General features: G+C 37.4%; 14 protein-coding genes. 7 read left to right on the top strand and 7 right to left on the bottom strand.

Features of this window, described 5'->3' with window-relative positions; all coding sequences use genetic code 11:
* Nucleotides 1-2: 2 nt before the first annotated feature.
* Genes mshL through SFB89_RS04345 form a run of 5 tightly spaced genes read left to right on the top strand, consistent with a single transcriptional unit; the run spans nt 3 to nt 5,901 of the window.
* A complete protein-coding gene (gene mshL, locus SFB89_RS04325; RefSeq protein ID WP_331775719.1) occupies nt 3-1,436 on the top strand; it encodes a pilus (MSHA type) biogenesis protein MshL in 1,434 nt (477 codons plus the stop codon).
* A complete protein-coding gene (locus tag SFB89_RS04330) occupies nt 1,433-2,233 on the top strand; it encodes an ATP-binding protein (protein ID WP_331775720.1) in 801 nt (266 codons plus the stop codon). Before mshL ends, SFB89_RS04330 begins: the two co-directional genes overlap by 4 nt.
* Nucleotides 2,223-2,939: a tetratricopeptide repeat protein gene (locus SFB89_RS04335; RefSeq protein WP_331775721.1), complete on the top strand. Its 717-nt coding sequence runs from the start codon at nt 2,223-2,225 to the stop codon at nt 2,937-2,939. The genes SFB89_RS04330 and SFB89_RS04335 overlap by 11 nt, the downstream gene beginning before the upstream one ends.
* A 43-nt stretch (nt 2,940-2,982) precedes the next feature.
* Nucleotides 2,983-4,650 (top strand): GspE/PulE family protein, encoded by a 1,668-nt coding sequence (locus SFB89_RS04340; protein WP_331775722.1) that lies wholly within the window; start codon nt 2,983-2,985, stop codon nt 4,648-4,650.
* A 6-nt stretch (nt 4,651-4,656) separates the two neighbouring features.
* Nucleotides 4,657-5,901 (top strand): type II secretion system F family protein, encoded by a 1,245-nt coding sequence (locus SFB89_RS04345; RefSeq protein ID WP_331775723.1) that lies wholly within the window; start codon nt 4,657-4,659, stop codon nt 5,899-5,901.
* A 94-nt stretch (nt 5,902-5,995) separates the two neighbouring features.
* Here the strand turns inward: SFB89_RS04345 and SFB89_RS04350 are convergent, their stop codons facing one another.
* Both SFB89_RS04350 and SFB89_RS04355 read right to left on the bottom strand, forming a co-directional pair.
* The gene (locus SFB89_RS04350) at nt 5,996-6,604 is read right to left on the bottom strand and encodes a prepilin-type N-terminal cleavage/methylation domain-containing protein (protein ID WP_331775724.1); all 609 of its coding nucleotides are present in this window, start codon (nt 6,602-6,604) and stop codon (nt 5,996-5,998) included.
* A 13-nt stretch (nt 6,605-6,617) separates the two neighbouring features.
* Nucleotides 6,618-7,280, bottom strand: a complete 663-nt coding sequence (locus SFB89_RS04355) for a type II secretion system protein (RefSeq protein WP_331775725.1) — start codon at nt 7,278-7,280, stop codon at nt 6,618-6,620.
* Between the two features lie 113 nt (nt 7,281-7,393).
* On the opposite strand from SFB89_RS04355, the gene SFB89_RS04360 reads away from it, so the two are divergent.
* Together SFB89_RS04360 and SFB89_RS04365 are read left to right on the top strand one after the other, a co-directional pair.
* A complete protein-coding gene (locus tag SFB89_RS04360; protein WP_331775726.1) occupies nt 7,394-9,421 on the top strand; it encodes an ATP-dependent helicase in 2,028 nt (675 codons plus the stop codon).
* Nucleotides 9,422-9,502: 81 nt separating this feature from the next.
* Nucleotides 9,503-11,464, top strand: coding sequence for a thioredoxin domain-containing protein (locus SFB89_RS04365; protein WP_331775727.1), 1,962 nt, complete (start codon nt 9,503-9,505; stop codon nt 11,462-11,464).
* A 55-nt stretch (nt 11,465-11,519) separates the two neighbouring features.
* Here the strand turns inward: SFB89_RS04365 and htpG are convergent, their stop codons facing one another.
* From htpG to purQ, 5 genes are all read right to left on the bottom strand, one after another.
* Complete coding sequence (gene htpG / locus SFB89_RS04370; protein WP_331775728.1) at nt 11,520-13,433, bottom strand: molecular chaperone HtpG; 1,914 nt, start codon at nt 13,431-13,433, stop codon at nt 11,520-11,522.
* 123 nt (nt 13,434-13,556) lie between these two features.
* Nucleotides 13,557-13,946: a fluoride efflux transporter CrcB gene (gene crcB, locus SFB89_RS04375; protein ID WP_331775729.1), complete on the bottom strand. Its 390-nt coding sequence runs from the start codon at nt 13,944-13,946 to the stop codon at nt 13,557-13,559.
* The gene (locus SFB89_RS04380; RefSeq protein ID WP_331775730.1) at nt 13,912-14,607 is read right to left on the bottom strand and encodes a lysophospholipid acyltransferase family protein; all 696 of its coding nucleotides are present in this window, start codon (nt 14,605-14,607) and stop codon (nt 13,912-13,914) included. The genes crcB and SFB89_RS04380 overlap by 35 nt, the downstream gene beginning before the upstream one ends.
* A complete protein-coding gene (locus tag SFB89_RS04385) occupies nt 14,591-15,838 on the bottom strand; it encodes a hypothetical protein (protein WP_331775731.1) in 1,248 nt (415 codons plus the stop codon). The genes SFB89_RS04380 and SFB89_RS04385 overlap by 17 nt, the downstream gene beginning before the upstream one ends.
* Nucleotides 15,804-16,475 carry a phosphoribosylformylglycinamidine synthase subunit PurQ gene (purQ, locus tag SFB89_RS04390; RefSeq protein ID WP_331775732.1) on the bottom strand — a complete coding sequence of 224 codons (672 nt, stop codon included), beginning with the start codon at nt 16,473-16,475 and terminating at the stop codon, nt 15,804-15,806. Before purQ ends, SFB89_RS04385 begins: the two co-directional genes overlap by 35 nt.
* Between the last annotated feature and the right edge of the window lies 1 nt (nt 16,476).

A 16,476-nucleotide genomic window follows, 5' to 3' on the forward strand; every position in this document is an offset into this window, starting at 1 on the left:
ACATGAAGATTAGATTTTTATTGTTAACTTCAGTACTTCTTGCGACATTGGCATTTGCAAATTGTGAAAATAAACTATTTTCTTTCAGCATTAAAGACAATACCACGCAGCATGTTAAAATCATGGATGTTTTAGAAAACATTACCGACACCTGTCATATGACGATGTTGTTTGAAGATGGTTTTGTTAAAAAGGAATTGGACAAGAATCTCAATTACATTAATGTCAAAGATTTTTCTCTCAAAGAGTTGCTCAATTTATTATTGCGTGATCGCAATCTGTTTTATACATTGGATGAAAATCAAAAAATATTAAAAATCTCCTATCTTAAAACCAAATCTTATTTCCTAGATTATGTGAGCTTTACCAAACGAACCAGCAGCACCAACAAAACTATCAAAACGGGCTCTTCTACGGGTAAGGGAGCAGAAGATTCTACGACGATGGATTTTACTTCGGATTTTCAATTTTGGAGCAAAATCGAATCTGAGGTCAATAATATCCTTAACCGGGGTCAAAATGAGAGTAAACGCGTATCAAAAGCGTTGATCAATCAAGATGCTGGGATGATTACAGTCACGGGTACAAAAAAACAATTGGATATGGTGGAACACTATATCAAAGACATCATGAGACGACTTCACAAAGAGATACTCATCGAAGCAAAACTCATCGAAGTAAAATATACAGATAGTAAGACCAATGGAATTGACTGGAGTAAATTTAAACTCTCCCTTAGCGGCTCAAGTGATGCATTGGCCTCGCGGACAAGCGGTAGTTCGATCAATGGCTTTGTAAAACCAAATTACCTCATAGGCTATAATTTTTCGATGGAAGGTTTGCTTGATTTTCTAAAAACGCAAGGGGATGTTAAAATTGTCTCTAATCCAAAAGTTATGACACTCAACAACCAATCGGCTGTCATTAATGTGGGAACCGAAGTCAATTATCGCTATGATAGCGGTAGCACCACGACCACTTCAAGTGGTGGGTCTGTGACGACACCAAATTACACAGCAGATTCTACCTTTGTTGGTGTGACACTGGATATCACGCCGCAAGTTACCAATGACAACTTTATCATGCTCAAAATCAATCCAACAGTGAGCGAGATAGAAAAAGAACACATCGATAGTGATGGCGTTCCATTTTTGGCGCCGGATATCAAAATCAAACAACTCTCCTCTATTGTGAAGGTAAAAGATGGAAATAAAGTGTTAATCGGCGGATTGATTAATAAAGATGAAACTTCAAGTAAAACGAGTGTGCCGTTGTTATCTTCCATCCCATTGTTGGGCAAAGCGTTTCAAAGCGACGGGAAAGTCATCACTAATAGTGAGTTGATTATCGTTTTGATTCCGCATATTATTGATATTAATAAAAAACCAGATTTAAACGATTTTGATATCAAAATCGATAGAAAATATAAAAAATGAGAGATTTTTCAGCTGCAAAAGCACTCTTTAGAGATGTGATTGATGCCAGGAATTATTTTGATAGTGTGAGTGCGGAGATTGCACGTCACAAGGTTGAAAACTCTATCGAAACAAAAGAAGCACCGCTGATATTTTTGATTGGAGACCCGGGTGTGGGAAAGAGCTATATCCTCAAGCTCATCAACCTGGAACAGTCCAAAAATTCCCTGACGGTTTTTATCGATCATCCCTTTTTTGACAAAAGAGATTTGCTGAAGATTTTGTATGAAGCCAAGGGTATTGCTTTTGATAAAGATACTAATTTTAACGAGCTCAAGGAAGTTTTGCTTGAAAATTACCGAGACAGCAATCACACTATTTTCATCGATGAGGCGCAACTCTTAAATGAAGAACAGTTTGAACTGATACGCATACTTAGCGATACAAAGGTATTCCAGTTTGTTCTCTCAATGCACAAAGAAGAGGGTATGGCAATCTTGGAGAAAAAACATTTTAAATCGCGTACCAAGGTGGTAGTGGAATACGGAGTCTTGCATCATGATGAGGTGTTTCGCTATATTAAAAGCAGTTTACAATCAGTAGGACAAGAGGATATTATGGAGATGTTCACAGAAAAAATCGCCAAAAAAATTACCCATTATTGCAACGGTAATTTTAGAACCATCAAAAAATTTCTCTTTACACTTTTGTCTTTGTTGGAATATGCCAAGCAAAATGGCCTGAGAAAATATGACAAGATTAATCCTTGCTTATTGCAAATGAGTGCTTTGGAAATTGGAGTCATTCATGACAAATAGAGCGTTTGAAGAGTTAGAGAGACGCTGCCAAGCGCTAAGACGAAAACGATTTTTAAAGTGGGCATTGTTGATAGTATTTCTTTTGGTGGCGGTAGGGACAATCGTTTTGATGTGGTACATGCCAGATAAAAAAGTTGTTTCTTCCAAGGTTTCACAACCACTACAAGAGACGCGTTTGCATCATGATATAAATCAGAGCAAAAATATCGCAACCCAAGATCAAGCGATTGTATTAAATTCTCCAGATATTGTTCCAAAATTGAGTGATACGAAGCCAGAGAAAAAGAGAGCAACGGTGACAAAACCCGCTAAAATAGCTCCGGCAAAAGTGAAAAAAATTGAGCCGGTGCGCGAACCTAAAAAGGTAACACCCAAAGAAGAAAAACCAACAATCAAAATCTTTGTGAAGAGTGTCGGCAATGAAACGTCATTGCTAGAATCAAATCGCAAGGGAGAAGATTTTGATTCTTCATTGAAATTATCGCAATTTTATCTAAAAGCACATAAATATGAAAAAGCGATACAATATTCCAAAAGAGCCAATCATTTTAATCCCTCATCTGCAAAACCATGGTTGATCTACGCTAAAGCAAAAATCAAACAAAACAAACGCAGTGAAGCAATCAAAGCATTGGAGACGTATCTTTCATATTTTAGTTCAGATGATGCGAGTAATTTACTGATTTCTATCAAAGGCAAACAATGATACAGCGATATAGAGACGCAAATGCGAGAATTAGGAACGTGATATGATTCAAAAAAAGATACGAATCGGAGATATCTTAGAGGAAAAAGGGCTCATCACACATGAGCAACTCGAAATGGCTTTGGTGGCACAAAAAAATAGTAATTTTTCCAAAAAGCTTGGGCAGATTTTTATTGATGAGGGGTTTTTGAGTGATCGTGTGTTTGCGGAGACATTAGCAACACAACTGGATATTGATTTTATTGATTTATATGGAGTAGAGGTTGATTTTGTATTAATGTCAAAATATCCTGTTAAATTACTCAAAGGTGCCGAGGCCATTCCTTTTATGGAGGATGAAGAGTTTATCCATGTTGCTGCTGTTGACCCTCTTGATTATGAATCTTTGGAGTTGTTAGAGCGCAGTATTGCCACAAAACCTATCAAATTATACATTGCACTCAAAAATGATGTTTATCATATCTTTGATCGTTTTGAGATTTTATCGACGACGAAATTATTGGTTGATAATATTAAGCACGAGATTGCCTCAAGTAACTATAAAGCCGATAGTGAGCAGAGTTCTGTAATGCAACTCATCGAGCAAATCATCAAAAGTGCTATCAAAAAAAATGCCAGTGATATTCACATTGAGCCTTCTGCTTTTAACGTATCTGTGAGAAGTCGGATTGATGGCGTGTTGCGTGAGAATTTTGTATTTGACATCGAGATTTACAATGCCATTGCATCACGTATTAAGATTTTGGGAAATTTAGATATCAGTGAAAAACGAAAATCTCAAGATGGTAGATTTTCTATGACGCTCAATAATAATACGTATGATTTTAGGCTCTCAACTGCACCGACGATGTTTGGTGAATCCATCGTCATGAGAATATTAGACCAACAAAAGATATTGCTAAAACTCAGAGATTTGGGGATGGATGAGAATAATATCAAACTTTTTGAAGAGATATTAAAATATCCCTATGGTATCATCTTTGTTACCGGTCCAACAGGAAGTGGTAAGACTACGACCTTGTATGCGGCGCTCAATGAAATAAAAAGCATTGAAAATAAAATGATTACCATCGAGGATCCGATTGAATATCAACTCCCCCTTGCTCAACAGATACAAATCAATGAAAAGATTCATTACTCTTTTGCTGAAGCACTGCGCTCAATACTCAGGCAAGATCCTGATATCATCATGGTCGGAGAGGTTCGAGATAAAGAGACTCTCGATATCGGGGTACAAGCTTCACTGACTGGGCATTTGGTCTTCTCAACACTGCATACCAATGATGCTCCTAGTGCTATTACTCGGATGATACAAATGGGGTTAGAGCCCTATTTGATTGCGGATTCTTTAGTGGGTGTGATTGCGCAAAGATTGGTGCGAAAAATTTGCCCATATTGTAAAAAAGAGTATAAACCTTTAAAGGTAACGCTTGATAAAATAGAGAAATTTCTACCCGAAGAGTACACATTTTACAAAGGTGAGGGATGCATGCGATGTAATTTCACAGGTTACAGTGGCCGAACGATGATTAGTGAGATTTTGCAAATCACTGAGACCATCTCGCATCTTATTTCTATTAACATGAACAAATACGAGATTGCAAGAAAAGCCGAAGAAGATGAGGGATTTCAACCCATGATTCACGATGGTATCAAAAAAGCATTGGCTGGGATTACCACGCTTGAAGAAGTCTTGAGAGTAGCGAAGTAAGGTACGATGAAGTATTTTGAAATAGAGTTTATTAAAGAAGCCAAACGAGAAAAACTGCTCATGACCGCGGCTAATAAAATAGAAGCAATTGATGATTTTAAGAGAAAATCTTTGGGTGTTTTTGTCATGATAAAAGAGGTGAAAGAGCCTCTTTCTTTAAAATTCTCGAAGTTATTTGAAAAAGTCAAAGCAAAGCTACGCGCCAATAAAATACCACTTGAGCCCTATATCGCATCACTGCGACATATCGCTACGATGCTAAATGCAGGACTTTCTATCACGGTTTGTTTGGAAGATGTCATCAAAACCACCGAGCACAAACGCTTGAAAGAAATTTATAACACCATGTTGCAAGAAGTAGAATCAGGGATTAACTTATCAGATACCTTTCAAGAATTTGAATACGAATTAGGAGCCATTTCCGTGGCTTTGATTGATTTGGGTGAAAAGACCGGGACACTCGATGAATCTATAGAAAAATTGGCAGATATTTTACAAGAAGTGCAAGATAATAGGATGAAATTAAAAAAAGCCACCCGATATCCTATCATCGTCATCATTGCGATGTTGATTGCTTTTTCATTGGTCATCACGATGGTCATACCGCAATTTCAATCCATGTTTACAGAATACAATGCGCATTTGCCTTTCCCGACACTCTTGCTCTTGTGGATTGAAAATGCCATTAAGATATATGGACTTTATGTATTAATCGGTGCGGCGATTTTTAGTATTGGATTGTCGGTTTTTTATAAAAAGAGTGAACTGTTTCGTCATCTCTTTGATCGCTATATGCTAAAAGTTTATATTGTCGGTCAAGTGATTTATCTCTCTATGATTGGGCGATTTGTTTATGTCTTTGATCGGCTCTCAACGTCTGGTATTCCGATTATTGATTCTTTGAAAACAGCCATTGGGATTGTAGAAAATGCCTATTTAAAAGAGCGTTTAAATGATATTATTAAAGCGATAGAAGAGGGCAAAAGCTTAAAAGACGGGTTTGAAAATACAGGACAATTTGATAGCATGGTGATTCAAATGATTAGTGCGGGTGAGAGTAGTGGGGCTTTGAGCAAGATGTTGGAGAAAATTTCTGATATTTTTAGAAAAAGGTACAGTTATTTGGTCGATAATGTCGCCACGATGATAGAACCGCTCTTGATTGCAGGGATTGCGGGATTTGTACTCTTACTTGCCCTTGGAATTTTCTTGCCGATGTGGTCGATTGCAGAAGCGGTTGGAGGCACTTGATGGATGATATGCAACTGGGTAGTATTAGTATTGCAATTGTGAGTACGATAATACTGGGTATCACCTTTTGGATTATTCACAAGATTACAAATATTTAATTGCAGGTTAGAGATACGCCTGAATAGTTTGTGCTTGCCGTTCCATTGATGTCTATGAGCAGAAAATCTCCAGAAGTTATATTTTTATCATGATAGAGACAGGATTTGTTTGAATCTACATAAGAGGCATAGAGCCAAAAGTCATTTTTGTCAGGTTTCCCTGCAATATCACTGTTTGGTGCACTAGTATCAAAACTGACACCATTTTTAGCATTAGACGCGGGTCCTGTGAAGATTGAGATATTATAATCACTGCCACTAATGACGCCATTACTCGTGCCGCTAACATTTTCAAATTTACTGGTATCATTTTTAAGGACATAGGAAAAGGGCGCATGCTTCGTGCCTAAGAATGTCGGGTAACCATCAGAATTTAACTCACTTGAAGCTCTTTTGTTGCCCCAAGTAAAGCTGCCTTCGTTGATGCTGTATTCACCATTGGCACTTTCTAGGACGGTAGTGACTGCTGAGATTGTAGCAATCTCAGCAGTTTTTTTGGCACCATCTGTGATGCCGGATAATTTCGGTACCGCGATGGAAGCTAAAATACCGATAATAATAATGACAAAAATAAGCTCCACCATTGTAAATGCTGATTTTTGCATTATTCAGATCTTATTAATTGACCGCAGTTACTGTGCCAGCAGGCGCTGTTTTACCACTTTCTTTTATAGTATCCGGAAGTGCTTGTGCTTGAGTTCCATTGACATCGACCAATCCAATTGATTGCGCATTGATGATTGTACTCATATCCGTTCCTGTTACATTTAAGTCATAATTATTTGGATTAAAGACCCAAAAGTCATTTTTATCCGGTTTGCCAGCAATGTCACTGTTGGTTGCATCGGTTGGATACGTTAGACCATTGGATGCATCACTTGCAGGTCCTGTGATGAGTAAAATATCAGCTGAAGCATTAGTATCACCATCACCACTTGCTGCATCAGATGTGACGTATCCAATAATTTTGAAATTATCACCTTTTTTCATGATGGCTTTTAGAACGCCTTTATCTGTATTGATATTATCATAGATTGTTGCACTTGCTGCACCATCAATGACTCTATCATTCCAGGTGACATTATTGTCATTATAATCTTGTAATCTAAACTCTTTTTTACCCGTTATCACACCATCCATACTGCTCATCGCAGATATTTCACTGTTTGCTTTTGCATTATCTTTGACATCGTTGAACTTCGGTAATGCCGTCGCCGCTAAAATACCGATGATAACAATGACAAAAATCAACTCAACCATTGTAAAACCATTTCTTCTCATGAGAACCCCTAATATTAATTTTGGACATTATAACAAAATTTAAGTTAACAGAAAGTAAGTTTTATCATAAATCAATAATATTTGCACTATAATTGCGCTTTCAAAGGAAATGAATGCCACTCTCTAAACTCAATAAAGAACAATATACCGCTGCCACAGCACCCGCTGGCGCGAATCTCATCGTCGCGAGTGCAGGGACAGGTAAAACCTCCACAATCGTCGCGAGGATTGCGTATCTATTAAATCAAGATGTCAAGCCACAACACATACTTCTTTTGACATTTACCAATAAAGCGGCCGCTGAGATGTTAGATCGTGTCGGACACTATTTTGATCGATCAATCGTCGAACAGATTGAATCAGGTACCTTTCATGCGGTGAGTTATCGACTGCTAAAACGATTAGGGAAAACTATCACATTAAAACAACCCAAAGATCTCAAAGTCTTATTGAAAACCATCCATGCTAGAAGGCGCTTTGATCATATTGATTCACCCGTGCGCCCGTATCAGTCGTCTTATCTGTATGATCAGTTTAGTCTGTATCAAAACTCTACAGTGACGCTCAGTTTTTCAGATTGGCTAGAGGAGCAAGGAAGCGAACATGGGGCTTATTATGATATTTATGAAGACATACTCAGTGAGTTTCAAGAGCTCAAAAAAGAGTATGGTTATATTGATTTTAATGATCTTTTAATCATGATGCGTGATGTTTTGAAGCGTGATGATAGTATTAAATTCTCAGAAGTGCTCGTCGATGAGTATCAAGATACCAATATTTTGCAAAGTTCTCTGATTGATGCTATCGATAAAAAATCTCTCTTTTGTGTGGGAGATTATGACCAGAGTATTTACGCTTTTAATGGGGCAGACATCGGGATTATCAGCTCCTTTACATCGCGCTATCAAAATGCCAAAGTCTTTACCCTCAACAAAAACTACCGATCTACGGAGAAGATTTTGGCATTGGCCAATAAAACCATCAGTTATAATCCTAGAATTTATGACAAAAAGCTAGAAGTGACGCGTGTGGGCGCGTGTGAATCTCCAAAATTGCTCGTGTATGATGAACTCTTTACCCAATATCATGCCATCTCTTCATTAATCAAAGATTCGACGACTCCTTATCCTGATATCGCAGTCATTTTTAGAAATAATTCCAGTGCAGATGGGATAGAGGCGACACTCAAAGAACAAGGTATTAACTGCAAGCGAAAAGGGGGTATCAGTTTTTTTGATTCTCGTGAAGTCAAAGCGATGATTGATTTGGTGAGTGTGGTTGTCAATCCCAAAGATATGATGTCTTTTATCCATTTATTTGAATACACCAAAGGAGTGGGTGCCGCACTCTCCCGAGAGCTCTTTGAGGGCTTGTTTAAATTGGGCTCGGGTAATATTTTAGAGGGATTTTTTCATCCCTTGGAGGATGTGAATCCTTTCAAAACACGCGCGAAAAATTATCAATTGGGACTATTTGATGAGTATTTTGAGATGGGAAGTGTGGGACGGTTTTATAAATTGGGATTTGAAGAAGCCTTTTTGTCCAATCCGATTTTGAAACATTCAAGACTCAGTGAAGAGGGCGCGACATTTTTATATGCTTTTTACAAATTTTTAAAACGCTGTTTGCGCATCAAAAGTCCAAAAACCTTGGTCACGCATGTCATTAATTCAGAAATCTTTGCTAAAATCAGTGAGGTACTCTCCACCCAAAGAGCCACGAAAAAAGATGGGGGCGTCGATGCACAAATGAAAGAAGAGGCAGCCAAAAAAATTCTAAGAAAAGGCTATCTTTTGCAAGAAGTGGCATCATCGTATACATCAACGGAACGATTTTTGAATGCCATCACTCTGGGTAGCGGTGAGATGAGTGAGGGTGAGGGAGTGAATTTGCTGAGTATTCATGCGAGCAAAGGATTAGAGTTTAGTGAAGTGTTTGTGATTGATTTGATGGATGGAAGATTTCCTAACCGAAAGCTGATGAGCAAAGGAGGCAGTCTGGAAGAAGAGCGCCGACTCTTTTATGTGGCGACCACACGAGCCAAAGACAAACTCGCACTCTCTTTTGCCAAATATGACAGAATCAAAAAGGTCTCTTACGTGCATTCGCCATTTTTAGTTGAAGCTGGATTTGATATTTAATTTACTATTTACTTAAACTCGCTATAATCGTTCCTAAATAAGATAAAAATACTCTTATTAGATTTTTTATTAGGAACGATTATGAACAACCACCTCTATATCAATGATTTAATACACGAAGATTCTCCCTATCTCAGACAACACGCACACAATCCTGTTCAGTGGATGGCTTGGAATGACACGGCTTTTTCAAAAGCAAAAGAGGAGAACAAACTAATCTTTCTCTCTATCGGTTACAGCACGTGTCATTGGTGCCATGTGATGGAGCGAGAGACTTTTGAAGATGAAAAAGCGGCGAGTCTGCTCAATGATGCTTATGTGAGTATCAAAGTAGATCGAGAAGAGATGCCCGATATTGATAAGTACTACCAAGAAGTCTTTTATCTGCTCAATAAACGCTCGGGCGGGTGGCCTTTGAGTATTATCATGACACCAAATCGTGAGGTCATATTTGCTGCAACGTATTTGCCCCCTGTGGATAGTGCTAATATGTCAAGTTTCTCTCACATTATCAGCTTTATCGCAAAAAAATTCAAAGAGGCACCCCAAGAAGTACAAAAAAGCGCCAGCAGTATCTCCGCGGCACTAGAACGGTACCAGAGCGCTCAAGCACAACAAGGCTCTCTTGATATAGACCTGCTCGAAGCATTTATTAGTGGGGTGAAAAATAGTTTTGATGACCTTCACAAAGGCATCGGGCAAGCTCCAAAATTTCCTCATGCGAGTACCTTTGATACGCTCATAGATTTGTATAAAAGTCAAAAAAATCAAGAAGCTCTTTTTATGGCACAAGATGCTCTTGATGCGATGGCTCAAGGGGGGATTAATGATCAGATTGAGGGAGGATTTTATCGATACAGTACTGATGAAGCATGGATGATTCCGCATTTTGAGAAGATGCTCTATACCAATGCTGAGATGATAACAGCCTATGCGAATCTTTATAGCATCAAACCCAACGCCAGCACCAAAAAAGTCATTGATGAGACGATTGCGAACATGAATGAGAGATTTTTAGAAAAAGGATTGTATAAAAGTGCCAGTGATGCCGACAGTGAAGGGGAAGAGGGCAAATATTTTGTCTTTGAATATATCAGTGCAAAACAAGCTCTAGAGGAAGCAGGTTTTGATGAGATGGCGACCCAGAGGCTTTTGAGTTATCTTAATATTACAAAATATGGCAACTTTGAAAATAACACCAGTAACCCTTATATTGAAGAGGGGGAAGTGCCTGAAAATCTTGCAAAAGCAAAGAGCGTTTTGAAACAATTACGAAGTCATGTCAGCTATCCATTTATCGATGATAAAATTTTGACATCTTGGAATGCATTGATGGCATCTGCACTTTTTGATGCGGGAGTTGTCGATGAAAAATACTCAAAAGAGGGGGTATTGTTGGTCGAAAATATCCTGAAATATTTGAGCAAAGAGGGTGTTTTATATCATCAATTACTTCTGGGTTCTAGCTTAAAAGTTGTTGGCTTATTGGAAGATTATGCTTTTTTAATCGATGCGCTTATCAAGGCCCATCAATATACACAAAATACAAAATACTTGCAAAAAGCAGCAGATTTGACGCAATTGGCGATTGAGAAGTTTTATCATGAACACACCTGGTATCTCTCAGATGGTGATTTCAAAGCCAAAGCCTCATTGGATGATTCAAGCTATAAAAGTGCCAGCGCAAAGATGATTCAAAATATTTTTGTGATATCGCTTCTTGGTTCTCATGCTGAGCAATCTTTGTTGGCGAGTGAGATGCTCTCATTTCTTGCTTCAACGATCAAACAATACCCCTCCGCTTATCCAGAAGCCATCAAAGCCCTCATGATGGACCAAGTCGGTGTGATTGTCTTAAAAGGACCCAAAGAAGCCTTATCTACATTATATGACATCAAAAAAGAGATGGCTTATCCTTATATTTATGTTTTAGAAAACAAAGAGAAAGCGTTGCAAGCGTGCTCTAGCAAAGCGTGTTTTTCACATTCCAATGTTGCAGATGAGATCAAAAAAGATATTCTAAAGTATTTAAAACAAGAGTAATAATTGTAGAAATTGATATGAGGAGGAGGGTTCCTCCTCGTATTTTTTTGGGATATTATAGCGCTTTTGCGATGTATTTATTCAATCGTTTGGCAAAACTGGCAATATCATCAATCTTCATGCCTTCAGCTAATTTTGCTTGATCCAATAGAAGGAAAGCAATATCTTGAAGTGCTGCAAAATCTTCTTTTTCTAGTATTTTTGCAAAAATTTCATGTTTGGCATTGAGTTCTAAAATTGGTTTGACTTTTGGTAAATTGTCTTGACCCATTTGTTTTAACATTTCTTGCATTTGGAAATCTGGATCGTTTTTATCATAAACCAAAACAGAAGGAGAATCGCTCAATCGTGATGAAATTTTGACATCTTTGACATCATCTTTCAAGATTTCTTTGATTTTGACCAAAATTTGTTGGAAGTTTTTCTCATCTTCTTCGCTGATTTTATCTTCTTCTTTTATCTCTTCATCAATATCAGAGTTGTTGACCGGTTTGATTGGTGTTTTATCATACTCTTGAACCATTGGAATCACGATAGCATCGACTTCTTCATCGAGTAGAAGGACTTCGATATCTTTGGCTTTGAATTGTTCGATTAACGGAGAATTTCGCAATAAGACTTCATTTTGTCCGGTGATATAATAGATACTTTTTTGATCTTCTTGCATCGCTTCTTTGTACTCTTTTAGTGAGACAAGACCCTCTCGCTTGCTGGATTTAAATAGTACCAAATCCAACAGCGCCTCTTTGTTTTCAAAATCACCATAGAGACCTTCTTTAAGAACACGACCAAAAGTTTTGTAAAATTCAAGATATTTTTCAGCATCTTTTTCTTTTAATTTTTTAAGCTCACCCAAAATCTTTTTGACCGAAGCGCGTTTGATGGTCTCTAAGATTCTATTTTGTTGTAAAATTTCACGGCTAACATTGAGTGGTAAATCCTCAGCATCAATAATCCCTTTGACAAATCGGAGGTAGGTTGGAAGCAATTCTTTTTCATCATCGGTAATAAAGACTCTTTTGACATAGAGTTTAACACCAGGTTGGTAATCCACGCGGAAGAGGTCCATTGGCTGTGTTGTCGGGATAAAAAAGAGTGTTTTATACTCTATGGTTCCCTCCGCTCGTGTGTGAATCCACAAGAGAGGATCAGTGCTGTCGTGAGAAATTTGTTGATAAAAGTCTTTGTATTCTTCATCTTTGATACTTGATTTGTTCATTGTCCAAAGTGCTGAGGCTCTATTGACTTGTACCTCTTTGATCTCTTTGGTTGGTTCTTCTTTATCATCTTTTGCTGGGATGGTTTCTTCTTTGTCCATATAGATTTCAAATGGGATGTGGTTAGAGTATTTTTTGATGATGGCTTCGATACGGTAATATTCTAAAAATTCCAACTCATCATCTTTGAGATACAGCGTGATAGTGGTACCAAAATCTTCTTTTTTTGCTTGTGCGATATCGTATTCGCCACTGGCTTCGCTTGACCATAGATAGGCTTGGTCTTCATTAGCTTTTTTAGTGAGTACTTCGATTTTCTTGGCGACCATAAATGCAGAGTAAAATCCTACACCAAATTGACCGATGAGAAGGGAGTCTTTTTTCTTGTCACCACTGAGTTGAGAGAGGAAAGATTTCGTACCACTTTTAGCGATGGTTCCAAGATTTTCAATCAAATCTTCTTCGTTCATACCGATACCATTATCACTGATGGATAAGGTATTGTTCTCTTTATTTAAGATGATTTTGATTTTTGGTTTGAATGCTAGATTTTTATAAGCATCATCGGTTAATGTTAAATAGTTTAATTTATCAAGCGCATCGGAAGCATTAGAGATGAGCTCTCGTAAAAATATCTCTTTATTGGAATATAAAGAGTGAATCATGAGGTCTAAAAGTTGTGTTACTTCTGTTTGAAATTTGTGGGTATTGGACAAATTTTCTGTAGCATTTTCATTAGATTTTTTTGCCATGATAGTTCCTTTTTTTGATTTTTTTTGTTGTCATTTCTTTATAGAGGTATTATTTTAGCATCTCATAGGTAAAAGTTTCATAAAATTATGAAATAAACTTTAGTCACTTTTGTCAACTTTATATTATTTCAATAGATATTCAAAACTTTTAAACCCAATACCGGCAAAAATAACCGTACCAAAAACATTCAAAAGCATGTTGGAAAATGCTAAAAAGACACTCCCTTGACTAAAGAGCCAGAAGGTCTCAAGTGCGAAGGTGGAGTAGGTTGTCAACGCTCCCATCATACCAGTTGAAAGTAGGGATTTTAATGTGGGAGAAAAGAAGTGTGTGTATGTAAAAAAAGCAAATAAAATTCCCAGTGTTAAACTCCCTAAAAGGTTCACGCCAAAGGTTCCAAAGGGAAGATCATGGGGGATGTGTTTGTTAATCACACCATTGAGATAGGCTCGTAGGATGGCACCTATAAAGCCACCACTACCGATTGCCATCAAAGTTTGAAAGCTCATCATTTAATTCCTTTTGCATAGTTGATTTGATGTTTTCATACCATTGTGGGTCAGATTCAGGGTCGACTAAATCTAAAAATTTGACAATTACGGTCCCACTATGGGCTTTGAAGTTTTGCGAATCCAAGATATTTCTTGTATTGACTACGACCACGGGTTGCACTTTTAGTTTTAGTTTTTCTGCTAAAAATTTTGCTCCATTTTGGAATTTCAATATCTTTTTGCCTCGCCCTCTGGTTCCTTCTGGAAAGATTGCGATGATGCGTCCCTCTTTTAATCGTTCTTTTGCTGTTTTGACAAGTTTGACAAGAGATCGTCTATCTTTCCTATCGATGATAATCATCTTGGGCGCTACCAAAATATGTCCAAAGAGTGGGATGTCACGTATCTCTTTTTTGGCAACCCAACAGAGATCTTTGGGATAGATAGCCTCAAGTGATGTGATATCTAAGAGGCTTTGGTGGTTGACCATGATAAGATCAGCTTGAGTGTCGATGGTCCCTTTTTGAACGATATTAAAACCAATCAAAAACGTTTGCATTTTCGCCCATGCTTGACGTATTTTGTAGGTACTTTTTCTAAAAAGATACATCAGGATAATAGTAATGAGTACCGTGATGACAAATTGTATCATGATGTATAGTGCTTTAATTCTCGATAACATTAGAATCCTTTATCCAGCCAATTTTTCCATTTGGTAGGATGATTTTTATATAATGATTAATGGTTTTGATTTTCTGTGCATAAATAATCCTCGGCGTTACAAAAAAGACAGTCGAATTTTGAGTTGGAAGTATGAGGACTTTGGTATTGCTAGCAATTTTGATACTACTTAAGGGGCTCATATTGAAAACGAAAAGTGCAATAGTCCCTGCCAAAAGTAAAAAATATATAAGTTTTCTTCTTCTGAGTAATAGTATTAATAATCCAAGAATGACCACACCATAAGTCAGGTCTTTATAGAGTTTAAAATTATTATCCGTTGGGTTTAAATTGCTTTGTGTGCTGACTTGGTCATCATCGACAATGATTTTCACATTGAGTTTTTCAAAGCTATTTTTTCGGGTATTAAAATAACTAAAGGTGAGATTTTCGGTATGTTTTGGAATGATAGCATAATAATAAATTTTAGATTTAGGGGCATTGTAGGTTGCCGAATCGATACCATCTCTCAAGACCGTGGAGAGTTTAAAATCTTTTAAATTTGAATTTTTTGCTTCTATTTCAAGCACGGTGATGAGATTCTTTTCATCAAAGTTTGTTGTTTTACTTTTGATGATTTCTAGGGAACTTGCGATGACATTAGAAAAATATTTGTCAGCATTGAGATTGATAATATTCAACGCCAATGGTGGAAATATTTGAGAATCGGTGAGTTGATTGTCTTGATAAAGTTCCAGAGAAATTTTAGGGAATGTGGCATTTTTATCCAGCACTTTAAAATAAAACGTTTTATAAAAAATTTCATTATTTTGCCATTTCCATTTATCATCGATATTGCGTGTTTGTACGCCATTATCTTGAATAACAGTATCTTTGATTTCGTCAAAATCCTCTGTTGCAATCAGCGCTTTCACTTTAATGGGAAAAATTTGTCCGACAAAAACACGTCTTGGTACCTGTTCGTATGAGAGAAAAATGGTCTGTTTTTTCTCAGGTGCTACCGTGGTAAAAGCAGTGTTATTGTACTCACTGCTATTTTGTTCTGTGAGATTTTCATCATGTATATTATTGATAGATTCTGGTGTCTGGATGGTATTAACATACGAGGTATTTGGTGATTGTATCCCTTCATTAAATGTGGTAATACTATAAAGTTGGACAATCAGCACAATCCAGACAAAGAAAAATCTCATGAGATTATTTAAAGAAACCTTCGAGCATTGTGGCTCCATCACTAGACCCTAGTATCGCTTCGATGGCTCTCTCTGGATGGGGCATTAAACCAAAAATATTTTTTTCTCGGTTGCAAATACACGCAATCGCGCCAACGGAGCCGTTTGGATTTTCATGATTGCCATCTGGGTCGCAATATTCTAACAGTACTTGATGGTTATCATACAACGCTTTTAATCCACTCTCATCTATAAAATAGTTTCCCTCACCGTGTGCAATAGGAACATTGATAATATCGCCCTTTTGCAATTGATTTAAAAATATATTGTCTGTCTCGATGACTTTTAGGTGTTGGTATTTTGATATAAAATGCGTATTTTGGTTGCGCTTCATCGCACCGGGCAAAAGTTTGGCTTCTAAAAGCATTTGAAAGCCATTACAAATTCCCAAGACCTTGCCCCCACGGTTTGCATAGGAGATGACGGCATTCATGATGGGTGAAAATTTAGCGATGGCAGCACTGCGTAGATAATCACCATAACTAAAACCACCGGGTAATACGACTAAATCTGTACCTGCGGGTAAGACATCTTCTTTGTGAAAGACTAATTCGACATCAGCACCAAGTTTTTCAAAAGCATATTTGGTGTCCGTTTCACAATTGGTTCCGGGAAATACCGCTACTGCAACTTTCATG

This window comes from Sulfurospirillum sp. 1612 (assembly GCF_036556685.1).
Lineage (GTDB): Bacteria > Campylobacterota > Campylobacteria > Campylobacterales > Sulfurospirillaceae > JAADIZ01.

What these genes read in the sequence shown, in the direction of transcription:
- SFB89_RS04330 (WP_331775720.1), top strand. Translation starts at nt 1,433, where the DNA reads ATGAGAGATTTTTCAGCTGCAAAAGCACTCTTTAGAGATGTGATTGAT.
- SFB89_RS04380 (WP_331775730.1), bottom strand. Translation starts at nt 14,607, where the DNA reads ATGTTATCGAGAATTAAAGCACTATACATCATGATACAATTTGTCATC.
- SFB89_RS04340 (WP_331775722.1), top strand. Translation starts at nt 2,983, where the DNA reads ATGATTCAAAAAAAGATACGAATCGGAGATATCTTAGAGGAAAAAGGG.
- SFB89_RS04350 (WP_331775724.1), bottom strand. Translation starts at nt 6,604, where the DNA reads ATGCAAAAATCAGCATTTACAATGGTGGAGCTTATTTTTGTCATTATT.
- SFB89_RS04345 (WP_331775723.1), top strand. Translation starts at nt 4,657, where the DNA reads ATGAAGTATTTTGAAATAGAGTTTATTAAAGAAGCCAAACGAGAAAAA.
- htpG (WP_331775728.1), bottom strand. Translation starts at nt 13,433, where the DNA reads ATGGCAAAAAAATCTAATGAAAATGCTACAGAAAATTTGTCCAATACC.
- SFB89_RS04355 (WP_331775725.1), bottom strand. Translation starts at nt 7,280, where the DNA reads ATGAGAAGAAATGGTTTTACAATGGTTGAGTTGATTTTTGTCATTGTT.
- SFB89_RS04385 (WP_331775731.1), bottom strand. Translation starts at nt 15,838, where the DNA reads ATGGAGCCACAATGCTCGAAGGTTTCTTTAAATAATCTCATGAGATTT.
- SFB89_RS04335 (WP_331775721.1), top strand. Translation starts at nt 2,223, where the DNA reads ATGACAAATAGAGCGTTTGAAGAGTTAGAGAGACGCTGCCAAGCGCTA.
- SFB89_RS04360 (WP_331775726.1), top strand. Translation starts at nt 7,394, where the DNA reads ATGCCACTCTCTAAACTCAATAAAGAACAATATACCGCTGCCACAGCA.
- crcB (WP_331775729.1), bottom strand. Translation starts at nt 13,946, where the DNA reads ATGATGAGCTTTCAAACTTTGATGGCAATCGGTAGTGGTGGCTTTATA.
- SFB89_RS04365 (WP_331775727.1), top strand. Translation starts at nt 9,503, where the DNA reads ATGAACAACCACCTCTATATCAATGATTTAATACACGAAGATTCTCCC.
- mshL (WP_331775719.1), top strand. Translation starts at nt 3, where the DNA reads ATGAAGATTAGATTTTTATTGTTAACTTCAGTACTTCTTGCGACATTG.
- purQ (WP_331775732.1), bottom strand. Translation starts at nt 16,475, where the DNA reads ATGAAAGTTGCAGTAGCGGTATTTCCCGGAACCAATTGTGAAACGGAC.